This is a genomic window from Mesorhizobium opportunistum WSM2075, from assembly GCF_000176035.2.
Taxonomy (GTDB): domain Bacteria; phylum Pseudomonadota; class Alphaproteobacteria; order Rhizobiales; family Rhizobiaceae; genus Mesorhizobium; species Mesorhizobium opportunistum.
The window spans coordinates 5,602,459-5,615,773 of the sequence record NC_015675.1; the positions used below are offsets into that span (position 1 = coordinate 5,602,459).

Genomic DNA, 13,315 nt, shown 5'->3' on the forward strand with positions numbered 1-13,315 from the left:
CGATTTCAAGCCGCTATCCCAAGGCCCGCATCAAGGCGGAAATCGGGACGATGAATAGCAGAAAGATGCCTGACGCGGCAATTTGACCGACCAGTTGGTGAACGAACCCTTCGACGGCGGCCTTGCCGCCGTTAAAGCCCGTCAGCCCGACATGCATCAGACAGCGCGCTCGCGCTTCATCTCGGTGCGCGCGAGCACCTCGCGCACCGCATCGACGACGGGTTTCACCTCCAGGCGCCACACGCAGCACGCCTTGCTGGGGTCGGGCCAGCGGCACAGATCCTTGGCCACGCAGTCGCATGGCATCGGCGGCCGAAGCGCGATGCTGGGCACGCCAACAGGCCCCCAGCGCGACGGATGCGTCAGGCCGAACAGCCCGACAACCGGCGTACCCGCGGCGGCGGCCATGTGCATCGGGCCGCTCTCGTTGCCGAGAAACAGCCGGGCCTGTTTCAGGACAGCCAGCAAGGTCTCGAGCGACAGCCTACCGACTAGGTCGACGACCGGCGTCGCCGTCCTGGCGAGGATCGGTGCGGTCGCCTGGCGTTCGCTCGGCCCTCCCACCAGGACGACGCCCAGTCTGGTACCCATTGCAATTTCGTCGATCGCCTCGGCAAACCGTTCCGGCTGCCATTGCCGGCCCTTGAAACTCGCGCCCGCATGCACGGCGACGAAGGCGTTCGGTCGCAGACGATGCTTGCCCAGAAGCGCCAGGGCTTTCGCCGTCTCGAACAGCGACGGCTGAAAGCTTGGCACGGTGACGCGCAGATCGACGCCAAGCGCTTCAAGGGGCGAGAGATAGCGATAGACGAAATGATGGCCGCCAAACCCGTACGGCTTGGCATACAGATTGGCGGGCTGCCGCTCCAGCAGCTTCAGGGGCCTTTCGGGAGGATTGTAGCCGACGCGCGTCTTTGCGTTGACGAACCCGCTCACGATGCGCGAGGTCTTTGAATCGGTCAGGTCGATCGTCAGGTCGAAGCGGAACCGACGCAGCGCCCGCACCATCGCATAGAGCTCTTTTCCACGCTCCAGCGGGGTGCCCCGCATGCGGGCCCGCCTGAACGTGACCACCTCGGCGGCGATGCCATGCCCAATCACGAAGCTCTCGAACTGAGCCTCGCAGAGGAACACGATCCTGGCGCCGGGAAATTCGAGTTGCAGGTTCCTGGCGAGCGTCGAGGCGAGAACGATGTCGCCGATGAACTTCGTCTGAATGACCAGGATCGAGCGGAACGGCGCGGGTGATATCTGCAACATTTGATTCCGGAGACAATTGGCGGGCCATCCGCAAATTGGGCAGGAACAATGTCGAGATTACGCAATGCCATCAGCACGTTCGCGTGAGCTTTCATACAAAACCGTAAGCTTCGATCCGGGCTGGCGTCCTATCCGCGCCCGATCTTTGCCACCTGTACCGCCGCCTGCGCGGCCGCCAGCCTGGCGATCGGCACGCGATAGGGCGAGCACGACACATAGTCGAGCCCGACCTCCTCGCAAAACCGGATCGATGCCGGGTCGCCGCCATGTTCGCCGCAGATGCCGAGCTTGATGTCGGGCCGCGTCGCCCTGCCTTTTTGCGCAGCCATGCGCACCAGTTCGCCGACACCATCGATGTCGAGCGAGACGAACGGATCCTGCTCGATGATGCCCTTCTGGCGATAGGTCTCCAGGAAAGAGGCAGCATCGTCACGCGAAATGCCGAAAGTGGTCTGGGTAAGGTCGTTGGTGCCGAAGGAGAAGAACTCGGCTGTAGCGGCGATGACATGGGCCCGGATCGCCGCGCGGGGGAGCTCAATCATGGTCCCAGTCAGATAGTCGATCTTGACGCCGGTCTCGTCCATGACGCTCTTGGCGACCGCATCGATGCGCGCCTTCACGTAATCGAGTTCCTTCACCAGGCCGACCAGCGGCACCATGATCTCGGGAACCACCAGCGCGCCGGCCTTCTTGCCGGCCTCGACGGCGGCCTCGAAGATGGCCCGCGCCTGCATCTCGGCGATCTCGGGATAGGAGACGGCCAGCCGGCAGCCGCGATGGCCGAGCATCGGGTTGAATTCATGCAGGGCGTCGGTGCGCTGCCGGAGCTTGTCCGGCGACACGTTCATGGCGGCGGCGACTTCGGCCACCTCCTCCTCGGTCTTGGGCAGGAATTCGTGCAGCGGCGGGTCGAGCAGGCGGATCGTCACCGGCAGGCCGGCCATGATCTCGAAGAGTTCCAGAAAATCCGAGCGCTGCATCGGCAGAAGCTTGGCAAGCGCGGTGCGGCGGTCCTTCTCGGTGTCGGCCAGGATCATCTCGCGCATGGCGACGATGCGAGCGCCGTCGAAGAACATGTGCTCGGTGCGGCAAAGTCCGATGCCCTCCGCGCCGAAGGAGCGCGCCATGCGGGCATCGAGCGGCGTTTCGGCATTGGTGCGCACCTTCATGCGCCGCACCGCGTCCGCCCATTCCATGATGGCGGCGAAATCGCCTGAGAGTTCGGGCTGCAGCATCGCCACGGCGCCCTTCAGCACATGGCCGTTGCCGCCATCGATGGTGATGATGTCGCCCTTGCGGAAGGTCTGCCCCATCGAGAGCAGCGTGCCGGCCTTGTAGTCGACGCGCAGCGAGCCGGCGCCGGAGACGCAGGGCTTGCCCATGCCGCGCGCGACGACGGCGGCATGGCTGGTCATGCCGCCGCGCGTGGTCAGGATGCCTTCCGCCGCATGCATGCCATGGATGTCCTCGGGGCTGGTCTCGATGCGCACAAGGATCGCCTTGCGCCCTTGCGCCTTCAGATCCTCGGCATCGCCGGAGGAAAAGACGATCTCGCCGGTGGCGGCGCCGGGAGATGCCGGCAGGCCGACGCCGATGACGTCTCGCGCGGCCTTCGGGTCGATGGTCGGGTGCAGCAACTGATCGAGCGAGGCCGGATCGATGCGGGCGACTGCTTCCTCCTTCGTGATCAGGCCGTCCCTGGCCATTTCGACGGCAATCTTCAGCGCCGCCTTGGCGGTGCGCTTGCCGGACCGGGTCTGCAGCATCCACAACTTGCCGCGCTCTATGGTGAATTCGAGGTCCTGCATGTCGCGGTAGTGCTTTTCCAGGCTGTCGGAGATCGTCACGAAGGACTGGAAGGCGTCGGGCATCAGCTTCTGCAAGGACGGCTTGTCGGAGCCGGCGGCGATGCGCGCCGCCTCGGTGATGTTCTGCGGCGTGCGGATGCCGGCGACGACATCCTCGCCCTGCGCATTGACCAGGAACTCGCCATAGAGCTGCTTTTCGCCGGTCGACGGATTGCGGGTGAAGGCGACGCCGGTGGCCGAGGTCTCGCCCATGTTGCCGAACACCATGGCCTGGACATTGACCGCCGTACCCCAGCTTTCGGGGATGTCGTGCAGGCGCCGGTAGGTGATGGCGCGGTTGTTCATCCAGCTCGAAAACACGGCGCCAATGGCTCCCCAGAGCTGCTCATGCGGATCCTGCGGGAAGGGTTTGCCGAGCTCCTCCTCGACCTTGGCCTTGTAGAGTGCGATCACGCCTTGCCATTCGATGGCCGTCAGTTCGGTGTCGAGTTCGTGGCCGAGGCTCGCCTTCTGGTCTTCCAGGATTTCCTCGAACACTTCGTGATCGAGACCCATGACCACATCGGAATACATCTGGATGAAGCGGCGATAGCTGTCATAGGCAAAGCGCGCATCGCCGGAATCGCCGGCCAGCGCCTCGACGGTCTCGTCGTTCAAGCCGAGATTGAGCACGGTATCCATCATGCCAGGCATCGAGGCGCGCGCCCCGGAGCGCACCGACACCAAGAGCAGCTTCGACGGATCGCCGAACCGGCGGCCGGTCAGCTGGCCAATGTGGTCGAGCGCGACCGCGACATCGGCTTCCAGGCCCGCCGGGTAGGCGCGGGCGTTCGCATAGTAGGCGTTGCAGACCTCGGTGGTGATGGTGAAGCCCGGCGGCACCGGCAAGCCAAGGCTGCACATTTCGGCCAGATTGGCGCCCTTGCCGCCCAGCAGATTCTTGTCGGCGGCACGGCCTTCCGCCGCACCATCGCCAAAGGTGAAAACCCATTTGGTCATGCTTGCTCTCCGGTTGCGGGAGATTGGAAAGATTGACGAAACCAATGGTTCCGCCGCGTCCGACCTTGGAGCGATATGATGCTGCAGTGCGAAAGGCAAGGTGCCGGCAAAGTCGTCCGGCCCCTACAATCGATTAAGAAAAAGCGATGTCCAAGGGTGCGGCAAAAAAGACTTGCCACCTCACTACGCCCCCACTAGAACATAAAGGGAACAAAGGGGTATCCCATGAAACAGGATGGAAAACTCGACTATCTGGAAATGCCGGCGACCGGCGGGACGCTGGACCGGCTGAAGGGTTTCTACAGTTCCGCCTTCGCCTGGTCGTTCACCGACTACGGGCCGACCTATTCGGCCTTTGCTGAAGGGTGGGACGGAGGTTTTCAGGCCGAGGCCGAGGAAGCACCGGCCAAGCCCCTGCCCGTGCTCTACAGCAGGGATCTGGAGAAAACCCTGCGCGCCGTGGAAAGTGCCGGCGGCACGATCGTCAAGCCGATCTTCTCATTCCCCGGCGGCCGGCGTTTCCACTTTGTCGATCCGGCCGGCAACGAGTTGGCAGTGTGGAGCGAATAGCGCTTCACATGGTCGGCAGCACCATGCCGTGCAGGGCGTTCTCGGCATCGCTTATAAGCATTGTGCTTTTCGGCTGCTCTGCTAATAACGCGCCGCACAAGCGACTCTGACGGCTATTGGGGCGTCGCCAAGTGGTAAGGCATCGGTTTTTGGTACCGACATTCCCAGGTTCGAATCCTGGCGCCCCAGCCAAACTGGACTCCCTGTCGATAAGGCTGCTTGCTGTGCACCCATTGCTGCACCGGCCACGACCGTTTTCGCAAGTAGATCAAACGGTTGCCTAAACACGGCGTGAACTTCGCCTTTGTCCCATTCGCAGTTCGAGAGCACCAGATTCAGGAGTCGATTTTTCTCGTGCGCAGGCTGTTTCGCAAACAGTCGGCTGGCTTTGCGTGCCAGTTCCAACAGCCGGATGCCGTCCCCCATGTACGATTCCTCGGCGCTACCATGACGCTCTATCTCGCGAAGCAGCCGCGTCTGTTCGGTCCGCCACTGTGCTGACATCCGATCGTAGAAGGCGTTGTCGATGCGGCCATCAAGCTTGTCGAGATACATGGCATGCAGCCGATCCTCGAGCCGCTTGTACTCGACCTGGCATCGATGGATCGCCTGTTCATGCTCGCGGCGCTCGTCGGCATGGCTGGCCAAGAGGGCTGCCTTTACCCATTCCAGTATCTCTTCGTCGAAATGCAACCGGTCAAGCAAGCTAGCGAATTTCTGGTCGAGCACTTCCTCGCGGACGTATTCGCGGCGGCAATCACCATATCCACCCCGACCTTTGTTGGCGTGCCCGGTGCAGTGATAGTAGACGTATTTACCCTTCTTGATCTCCGCCACGACGGCGCAGCCGCATTCGGTGCAGGTCATCAGGCCAGTGAAGGCGAACTCGTTTCCTATCGGGTGGGTCGGCACCGAATTGCGGCCCGTCAGGACGCCCTGAACCCGCTCCCATAATTCGATCGATACGAGAGGTTCGTGCTTTCCCTGGTGCAATTTGCCGTTCCACTGGAACAGCCCGGTATACAGGCGGTTGCGCAGGATCGTATGCACGGTGCTGACTGGAACCGGATTGCCGCTCTTAGGATAGATCAGCCCATCGCCGTGGGCTGCCTTAGTCAAGGCCTTCAGCGAATACCGGCCGGTTGCGTAGCGCTCGAACAGCTGTGTGACGACTGGAGCCAGTTCAGGATGCGGCTCAATAACCTTTCTGCCATCCTTTCCCGTAGTATTGACATAGCCCATCGGAGCCTTTGTCGGCCATATACCCTGCTCCGCCTTCTCCATCTGCCCCTTGCGAGCTTCTTCCGACAGGTTGTCGATATAGTTCTTGGCCATCAAGACCTTGATGCCGTGCATGAACTTTTCAGACGAGCGCGAGTCTCGTGATAGGGTCACACCTTCTTTCGCAAGGTGGATTTCCACATCCAATTCATCGAGAGTTACCCAGTCCTTCAGGTTGCGATAAAGGCGGTCAGTCTTCTCGACCAGCACGCTTCGAATGCCGGGATGCTTTCGCAGATACTTGACCATTTCGGTGAAGTTGGTCCGGCCAGAGGTCTTGGCCGTCTCGACGTCGATAAACTCCTGCACGATGTCGAACCGCTGTTGCAGGGCGTAGTCGCGCAGGAGCTTGCATTGCGCCGGGATGGAAAACCCTTCCTTCTCCTGCTCCTTGGAGGAGACGCGCGCGTAAAGCAGCGCCTTTAGAAGGCCTGCTCGCTCGGCGGTCCGTACATGTCGTTGGTTCATCTTGGGGCCCTCGTTCATCGCTCGATCGCACCGAAGGCCTTTAGGTGAGCACGAAGCGTCAACTATTTGGCCCGGTCAATCCGCTCCCATTCGGCGAGGACGCGGAAGAATTCGCCGAGATTGTCAACGATTTCCCGGGCACTTTCCGCTGACAGGGGTCGTCCCATGCGAGCCTCGAACAAGCGGGCTGTTCGTTCCAGGAATGCTTCGTCGACGGCGCGATGGAATGAAAATAGATCGGTCTCGGCGTCGCGTCTAGCGCCGCGTTTTGCAGCACGCCGTGCCGCCTTCACCGTTTGTGTCCCGAGCATATCTCCATCGGGACAAGGATGGCCTAGATCGCCTCAGCGCCGAATGGCCGTTGTGTGCGCTTGTGTATCCTTTTCTACTTTGTTTCAATCCCAGCGGCCGGTTGCTGACCAAAATGGAGATCAGCGGTGCGCTTTTCGAGACCGATCAAATCGGCCGCGATTGCTTGATATCGCCGACAGTCCGCCTGAACGATGGATCGATCAGGTCGCTCAAGCGGCACACTCCCGGTGATTTCCTTCAAGTCATGCAGGATCGACTCGATATGTGGCCAGGGAAAATCTGTTGGGTCGTCGATGTCGCGATCTGCGCCCACGATTATCTCCAGCTTGGCGACAACGCCGAGAAGTGAGTGTGCGGGCGTACGCGGAAGTCTATCCTGAATCTTCAAAGCCACTGTCGCAGCCTCGACTTCCGCTTGGCAGGCGATCGAGTAGCCAACCTTCGCATCCGTCGCCGCCGGACAGGCTGCGCCGAGAACGCGCGTTTCCAGGCGTTGCTGAACTCGGCAGAGGACTTGCGAGACATGCTGCGCCCGCAACCAATCTCTTAGCAGCGCAAGCGCCGGATCTGCTTCCTCGGAACGAGCATATCTTTTTGTAGCCTGCTCGCCACCTCCCCCGAGCGTGACGGAAGACAAAGTCATGCTATTGTCGGAATCAGCCATGATCCGAGCTCCACAACAGCTTGCACGTGGCCAGGCCGGATCGGTGTTGCATCACCTATCCGGCCGCCCAATTGAAATCGAGACTACACAAAGTGCAGCATATGATCAATCGAAATCACTATATTATGGTGATTTTATGAACCCGGTGCAGTGTCGCATGGCACGAGCTGCATTGGGCTGGGGCGTTTTAGAGCTTGCTAAGGAGGCCGGAGTCTCAACTCAAACGGTTGTGCGATTCGAACGAGGCGAGACGTTGAAACAGTCCACAACAGTTCAGCTTAAAGCAACGTTCGAAGCAGCCGGAATAGAGTTCATTGCAGAGAATGGCGGTGGCCCTGGTGTGCGCTTGGCACGCGGTATTGCAAACACCTAGCCGAAGGCGGCACCTGCGGGCGGCATTACGGATTATCTGTTCCAGATCAATGTCAGCAATGCGCCTCATCACGGCCGTTCGCATGTGGCACGCAAGCTACAGAAGCGGCCAGTCTGCTTTTCGATGAGGGCGTGTCCGAAACGGGATGGAAAGTGGTCGCGCTGATAGTCAGTGGCCAACGGCTGCCAAGCCCAGTCGCGTGATAAGAACACCACGTTACCCAATGCGGGCTCTCCCCTGTAGCTAGTTAGTGCGCGGCAATATCGGACCGCGTTACTAGAACAGGTCATCGTCACTAGACTCGACCGGCTTTCGCCTCAGTGGCTCAGGCTTCATGGTTCGGGCTTCTTCGCCAGAAATTCATGGAGCGCTTTCAGCTTGGCGAACAGTTCGTCGAACGTGATGACAATCACGTCGCGTAGGTTATTGCGGTAAAGCTCGAGGCTCTTCTTTTCTTCGTCTGCGGCGGGCGACTGACCTGCGATCACGATGCAGGGCACCGCATAGGTGAAGACGTCGTACGCCTTCGAGGCGATCTTCTTGCTGTTGATGTGGTTCTGCAGCTGGTGCCGCTGGTCAAGCACTTGCGTAACCGCACCGCTCAGTTCCTCGGAAGGCGCGTATACGCCACCGCGGTAGGGACGTTTCACAAGCAAAGCCGTCTTGGGCGTCTTGATCTCGATCAGTGCAAGGTTGCCGAACAGTCCGAGCCTGATGGCGTAATCAGCCAGCTTGCCGCCGCTACCATCGAATTTCGTGCCACCGACCGCGACCTGGTCGCCGAAGGCCAGCGCTGGCAGGTTGAAAGCGAGCTGCAGAATGAAAGCGTTTGCGTTGAAGAACTCCTGCCAGTGACGCTCTTGCAGACCGGTCTGGCTGAGCTTCTTATCGAAAATCTCAATCAGCTCCTCGAGCGACACGAGCTCGATTTCACGACGTAGCTCGAACAGCTCCCCCGCCCCTTTCTCTGCCAACGTCCTGACCGACTTCTTGACCGTGCGAGCTGCGGCCTTGGCTTCGGCCTCCGGCGATCGAGACTGCCGATGAGCGTCTCAGCAAGGATGTCGGCGACTGGCCGACGGGTACCGTCGCCGATCGGAAGCTCGAAGTCTGGATCAAGCATCATGTTGAGATTGGCGTCGAGGTACTCGCGCTTCGCGCTGTTTGCCAGGTCGATGGATCGCTTGTGCGTACGGTTGATATCGCGACGAAATTTGTCGAACATCGAGTACGACATCGTAAGCACGTCGCCCTTGCGGGATACCCCTTTGTCGTCCGAGATTCGCAGCGTAGTAACGCCGCTCTGGCGCTCTGCCGCCTCCGCGATGAATCGCATGTCGTAAGCCAAGCCGAAGCCGGCCAAGGGCTCCCTGATAATGCCTGCTGGCAACTCCTCAAAGTAAAGGTAGTCATCGTCCTTGATCGCGCCCGGTGAGTCGACGTCTTCGAGAATGATGGTCTCTAGATGGAGGTATTTGGGTTCGAGGAAGTAGGCCCCGAAGGTTGTGCTGATCGGATAGGTGGTGAGGGTGCGGGTCGAGGCCTTGTATCGAGCAAGAATGATCGGCTCTGTCGGCGCCTCGAAGTCGGGGGTGGCTTTCGCCGCCGCTTTCAGTGCTTCCGGTTTGATTTGGAGCTCGATCTCATAATCACCGAACTTTTTCCGATGATAGGCGACACGAAGGCCTTCGTCCGCGCGATCGGGCATCAACTTCAGGATTATCGGCTTCTCACTCATGACGCTTCTTTCGGCTTGTCGCGCAGTGGCAGCGCACGCCCAGGATGGCGCATTTGCCACGTCTCGATGATGAAGAGCGCGATCGCGGACGCGGAATGGATAGCAAGCTTGGCTATGCGGGCATCGATACGTCGGAAGCCTTTCTCTTTGCCATGGGCGCCGCCGACGTGAGTGCGGAGTGAGCCGATGCTTTGCACCGAAGTAACCAAACCGGAGAGCACCGCCTTCACGTCGTTGACGATTTCGGGCGCCAAACCTTCTTTCATCGGATCTAGACCAAGCGGATCGCGTACTGCGCGATAGAGCGAGCTGATGTCCTGTTTGGCAGGGAAGTCGAGCTCCAGCTCGACAAGGATAGAGCGGCAGACGCTCTCGACGACTGCGCAAGCCGATGTAACTGCCAACTCGGGGTCTGCGGCGGCCGCTCGAAGCGCACGATCTAGGTCCCGGCTGACCGTATCGAAGTCGATGCCGACGGCCATTGCGGAAAGCTCATTGGTAACCGGGGCAGTTTCCACAATTTCGACCAGGCGCATTGTGCGCCCGGCCGGCTCTAACTTGAGTCCGTCGTAGAACAAGTGCTTGTTGAGGTACTCGATAACAGCGGTGTGTCGCTCAGGCTCCTTGATGAAGTCGCGCGGGTCTGCCGCGCTCTCGATGATCCGTTTGAGCAGTTCGCCGTTGCCTGTGTCGATGAACACTGCGCCATGGATGGCCGTCTTGGTGGCAGGTAAACGGCTCTCACCTTTGATGTCGAAGGGTACCCCAAAGCCCTTGAACCAAGCCTCCAACCGCCACCCCTGCCGGTAAAGGCCAATTGCCGGCTCGTAGCCGCCGGCCGAGCCGCCCGAGATAATCTCGGCTAAGGCATCGACCGACTGATCTGACAAATCGATTCGCATGCGCCAATGTTACAGTAGATTAATCAGCGTAACTTCCTGAGGATGGGTTTTTCAGGAGCTTGAGACTCTCCGGCAGGCGGCGGCTTTCTCCCTTGCGTCAACTGTTAGCTGCCGGACCGCTTCCGCCCAAAGCTGCCTGCCTGAAAAGGGCTCTGTTTCGGATTTTCACACGCAGATGCACAAACCATAAGATAGGTCGTCTTTCCTGTCTTGGGCGACACCACGATGGATGAAACAAACCGGCATAGTTACAGAGGGAGGAAGATGTATCCCTCGGTCTTGCAGCGCCTACTGGTTTTTTGTCTCTCTCGCAGTCTTAACATCATTTAAGCCCTTCAGGGCCTTCGTGGCCCCCGGTTCCAGCGGCGGCGCGGAAAACCTGCTCGGCGTCAGCGAAACGACGCAGCTTCAGGTATGCGTAGTGACTTAGTCACGGCTGGCATCATGGTGACGCCGCTTTGTCGCGTCACGTGGGGCGACGCTTCGTATCGAGAAAGTTATTGACGTCTTAGAAATGTGCTCCGCCATCTTGGTAGGTCATGGTCATAACGAGGCAGGAACCGAAGCGACACCGGCCATCGAAAGCCGCGGCGGCGTATGGCCCGACCGCTTCAGCCCAGTTTGGGCGCCCTCTTCTTTCGATTGTCGGTGATGAATTCCTCGGCCGCCACATAGTAGTCCCAGGCCTTCTGCGGATCGGTCTCGAGCAGTCGCAGGAAAGACCTTGCGCATGATGCCTGAGCGCCTGCGGTCGAGGTCATGTCTTCAATTCTTCTTCTCGCGATTTCGAGACGTTCCCCATTGGCGCTCGTCTTCATTATCTCCACGGCATCGAAGAGGGCATAGATTGTTCGAAAGCGATCCTCCCATAGCTCCTCGCGCTGATTGAGCGCGAAGAAATCGATGGTGATCCTGCCGCGACGATGTGCATGGCTATCCGCGTCTTGCTTGGGCAACGCGACCAGGCCTGCGAAGGTGATCAGCGACTCGGGATCTTCATCCGTTTCCCCTAAAGGGAAAACGAGGTAGGGCCGCTCGATAGCGTTGAGTTCGGCCGCAGTGCTGGCTGCTGCGCCTCTTGCGCCAGCGATAGGGAAGTAGTTTGACTTCCTTGCCGTGTTGCAGGCCTTGCAGGCAGCAGCGTAGTTAGAAAGATCGTACGCGAGCCAATAGTAGCCGCTACCGGTACCTCCGGTACTAAACGCGTAGGAGGGTTTCTTGGCCTTATTGGGCCAAGCCTTTACTTTATTCTTGGGCCTGAAATGTTCGACGTCCTGAGTTGCCTTGCCAGCGAACTCTCCCCCGAGCGGGAACTCGCAGAAAGCGCACTTGTTGGACTGGAAGCGCATGAAGATTGCCTTGATGTCGCTCCAGGAAGGCGCGCCCTTACTAAAGGCGCCGGCTGCGACGATCGCGGCGGTTCGAGTCTCGGCATTCGAGCGCCAGGTGGGCTTTTCGGCGTCGACCATGGCGCTGACTTTCTCCAGTGTCGCATCGGCGTAGCGGATCATTCACTCCCCCGCCATTGAAGAGGGCTTCAGCCAACTCGGCATCTCGCGCTGTTCGTCAGATCGAGCTGCCTCCGTCGCGCCGCTGCCTCGCGCCGCCTTGCGCATGAAGTCGAGCGCAGCCTCCCTGTCGCCATCCGTCGCCGCCTCCGCGAGCTTGTCCAGCTGAGCTCGAAATTCCGGGGCGCGAGTCGAGTTGAGGCCGAATATGTCGGACCTTAGGATCTGATCCGCGGTCTTCCCGTAGATCTCCTCATCCGGTCGCGCCATCCTCGCCGTTCCGTTGGCGCCCGTCTCAACATGGATGATGTTGGCGCGCTCGAGGGATCCAACCACCAATGGGCTATGCGATGTGAAAATGAACTGCAGATTTGGGAGAGCGAGAGCGAGCACCGGAATCATCGTCTGCTGCCATTCCGGGTGAATGTGCAGATCGATCTCGTCGACCAGCACGACGCCCTGATTGTCCACCAGCCGTTTGCCGCTCGGGCAACCCATGCACACGTGATACAAAAGGTCGCCAATCCACCCGATGAAGGCCTTGAACCCGTCCGACATGGCGCTGAAGGGAACGAGGTTCCGTCCAACCTTGAACAGATACTCGCCGCGCTCGATTCGGCCCGTGAACTTGATGTGCTTCAACGAGAGCTTGTTGATGAGCGTCACGACCTGCTTATAGCGCCCCGGGTTCTTTGATTGCCATTCCGGGAGCCAGCTCGAGAGGGGGCGCAACGTGAAGTGGTCCTCGAAGAGCGAGGCTATGCGCTCGTATCGGAGCACTCGAGTGCGCGATCGAAGCGCCTCATCGACTTGAGCGTTAGTCTCCACTCTGCGAGTGGCTCCATATCCCACCATCAGGAAGGCTGGCGACTGGTCCTTGAACATGCCTTCCCACAATGGGTCCGGATGCTGAACCGCTTTCAGGACCTCAAGGTCGCCCCGGCGCTCAACGGTCGCCCCAATTTCCCGGATGACCTCCGTCCGCTTCTTGGGAGCGTCCACAATATCCTGCGGATGCACCACGATCTCCGCATCAATAGAGGCAGTCTTGGGCGCATCACCCGACGCTACGCGACGTATCAAGGCATAGGGTCGGAAGCCCGAGGATTCGGATACGACTGGAGACATTGCCGCCAACGCGATCGCGTCGAGCATGGTGCTCTTGCCTGCGCCGTTGATCCCCAGCAGCACGTTCACGTTTGGCAGCTTGGGCGGCCAGTTGGGAAAGCCCTTTTGAAACGGACCGTCGCACGCTCGACCAGGATAAACGAGATCGAGTCTCCCTTTGGCGACCGATCGTAAGTTCGACACTTTCAAGCTTCTGACATACATCTCGCGACATCTCCAACGTGGATGGGACCATATCACGGAAAGGCGGAAGGGAGTGGGTTCGCTGTCTGCATGCTCGAGGGCGGAGCGATCGCTCCCCGGA

Annotated in this window: 12 protein-coding genes, 1 tRNA gene and 1 pseudogene; 3 read left to right on the forward strand and 11 right to left on the reverse strand. The window is 59.9% G+C overall.

The features are described from left to right. Positions 1-13: 13 nt before the first annotated feature. From MESOP_RS35845 to ppdK, 3 genes are all read right to left on the reverse strand, one after another. Complete coding sequence (locus tag MESOP_RS35845) at positions 14-157, reverse strand: hypothetical protein (protein ID WP_013896534.1); 144 nt, start codon at positions 155-157, stop codon at positions 14-16. Continuing rightward, on the reverse strand, positions 157-1,260 hold the full coding sequence (locus MESOP_RS27080; protein WP_013896535.1) for a glycosyltransferase family 9 protein: 1,104 nt from the start codon (positions 1,258-1,260) through the stop codon (positions 157-159). The genes MESOP_RS35845 and MESOP_RS27080 overlap by 1 nt, the downstream gene beginning before the upstream one ends. Before the next feature lie 128 nt (positions 1,261-1,388). Continuing rightward, on the reverse strand, positions 1,389-4,067 hold the full coding sequence (ppdK, locus tag MESOP_RS27085) for a pyruvate, phosphate dikinase (protein ID WP_013896536.1): 2,679 nt from the start codon (positions 4,065-4,067) through the stop codon (positions 1,389-1,391). Between the two features lie 225 nt (positions 4,068-4,292). Here ppdK and MESOP_RS27090 point away from each other — a divergent pair, with 225 nt between their 5' ends. Both MESOP_RS27090 and MESOP_RS27095 read left to right on the forward strand, forming a co-directional pair. After that, a complete protein-coding gene (locus MESOP_RS27090; RefSeq protein WP_013896537.1) occupies positions 4,293-4,637 on the forward strand; it encodes a VOC family protein in 345 nt (114 codons plus the stop codon). A gap of 117 nt (positions 4,638-4,754) precedes the next feature. Further along, positions 4,755-4,829: transfer RNA gene (locus MESOP_RS27095), tRNA-Gln, on the forward strand. Between the two features lie 576 nt (positions 4,830-5,405). Here the strand turns inward: MESOP_RS27095 and MESOP_RS36810 are convergent. From MESOP_RS36810 to MESOP_RS34115, 3 genes and pseudogenes are all read right to left on the reverse strand, one after another. Next, positions 5,406-6,404 (reverse strand): annotated as a pseudogene (locus MESOP_RS36810) (recombinase family protein); the annotation flags it as partial. A gap of 44 nt (positions 6,405-6,448) precedes the next feature. Continuing rightward, positions 6,449-6,679 carry a hypothetical protein gene (locus MESOP_RS27120; protein ID WP_167313576.1) on the reverse strand — a complete coding sequence of 77 codons (231 nt, stop codon included), beginning with the start codon at positions 6,677-6,679 and terminating at the stop codon, positions 6,449-6,451. 92 nt (positions 6,680-6,771) lie between these two features. Next, entirely contained in the window at positions 6,772-7,362 is a 591-nt protein-coding gene (locus MESOP_RS34115) for a hypothetical protein (RefSeq protein ID WP_013896539.1), read from the reverse strand. A gap of 136 nt (positions 7,363-7,498) precedes the next feature. Here MESOP_RS34115 and MESOP_RS34120 point away from each other — a divergent pair, with 136 nt between their 5' ends. Then, entirely contained in the window at positions 7,499-7,735 is a 237-nt protein-coding gene (locus tag MESOP_RS34120; RefSeq protein ID WP_041164356.1) for a helix-turn-helix transcriptional regulator, read from the forward strand. A 332-nt stretch (positions 7,736-8,067) separates the two neighbouring features. Here the strand turns inward: MESOP_RS34120 and MESOP_RS27135 are convergent, their stop codons facing one another. The 5 genes from MESOP_RS27135 to MESOP_RS27155 form a co-directional block, all read right to left on the reverse strand. Further along, positions 8,068-8,655, reverse strand: coding sequence for a Shedu immune nuclease family protein (locus MESOP_RS27135; RefSeq protein ID WP_049802399.1), 588 nt, complete (start codon positions 8,653-8,655; stop codon positions 8,068-8,070). Next, positions 8,637-9,473, reverse strand: coding sequence for a hypothetical protein (locus MESOP_RS27140; RefSeq protein ID WP_041164358.1), 837 nt, complete (start codon positions 9,471-9,473; stop codon positions 8,637-8,639). Before MESOP_RS27140 ends, MESOP_RS27135 begins: the two co-directional genes overlap by 19 nt. Next, positions 9,470-10,375, reverse strand: coding sequence for an abortive infection family protein (locus MESOP_RS36050; protein WP_013896541.1), 906 nt, complete (start codon positions 10,373-10,375; stop codon positions 9,470-9,472). Before MESOP_RS36050 ends, MESOP_RS27140 begins: the two co-directional genes overlap by 4 nt. A 611-nt stretch (positions 10,376-10,986) precedes the next feature. Continuing rightward, positions 10,987-11,886 carry a hypothetical protein gene (locus MESOP_RS27150; RefSeq protein ID WP_013896542.1) on the reverse strand — a complete coding sequence of 300 codons (900 nt, stop codon included), beginning with the start codon at positions 11,884-11,886 and terminating at the stop codon, positions 10,987-10,989. Then, on the reverse strand, positions 11,887-13,215 hold the full coding sequence (locus MESOP_RS27155) for an AAA family ATPase (protein ID WP_013896543.1): 1,329 nt from the start codon (positions 13,213-13,215) through the stop codon (positions 11,887-11,889). Positions 13,216-13,315 lie beyond the last annotated feature (100 nt).

Coding starts and splice junctions, on each gene's coding strand:
- MESOP_RS36050 (WP_013896541.1), bottom strand. CDS start 10,375: ATGCGAATCGATTTGTCAGATCAGTCGGTCGATGCCTTAGCCGAGATT.
- MESOP_RS35845 (WP_013896534.1), bottom strand. CDS start 157: ATGCATGTCGGGCTGACGGGCTTTAACGGCGGCAAGGCCGCCGTCGAA.
- MESOP_RS27150 (WP_013896542.1), bottom strand. CDS start 11,886: ATGATCCGCTACGCCGATGCGACACTGGAGAAAGTCAGCGCCATGGTC.
- MESOP_RS27155 (WP_013896543.1), bottom strand. CDS start 13,215: ATGTATGTCAGAAGCTTGAAAGTGTCGAACTTACGATCGGTCGCCAAA.
- MESOP_RS27090 (WP_013896537.1), top strand. CDS start 4,293: ATGAAACAGGATGGAAAACTCGACTATCTGGAAATGCCGGCGACCGGC.
- MESOP_RS27080 (WP_013896535.1), bottom strand. CDS start 1,260: ATGTTGCAGATATCACCCGCGCCGTTCCGCTCGATCCTGGTCATTCAG.
- ppdK (WP_013896536.1), bottom strand. CDS start 4,067: ATGACCAAATGGGTTTTCACCTTTGGCGATGGTGCGGCGGAAGGCCGT.
- MESOP_RS34120 (WP_041164356.1), top strand. CDS start 7,499: ATGAACCCGGTGCAGTGTCGCATGGCACGAGCTGCATTGGGCTGGGGC.
- MESOP_RS34115 (WP_013896539.1), bottom strand. CDS start 7,362: ATGGCTGATTCCGACAATAGCATGACTTTGTCTTCCGTCACGCTCGGG.
- MESOP_RS27140 (WP_041164358.1), bottom strand. CDS start 9,473: ATGAGTGAGAAGCCGATAATCCTGAAGTTGATGCCCGATCGCGCGGAC.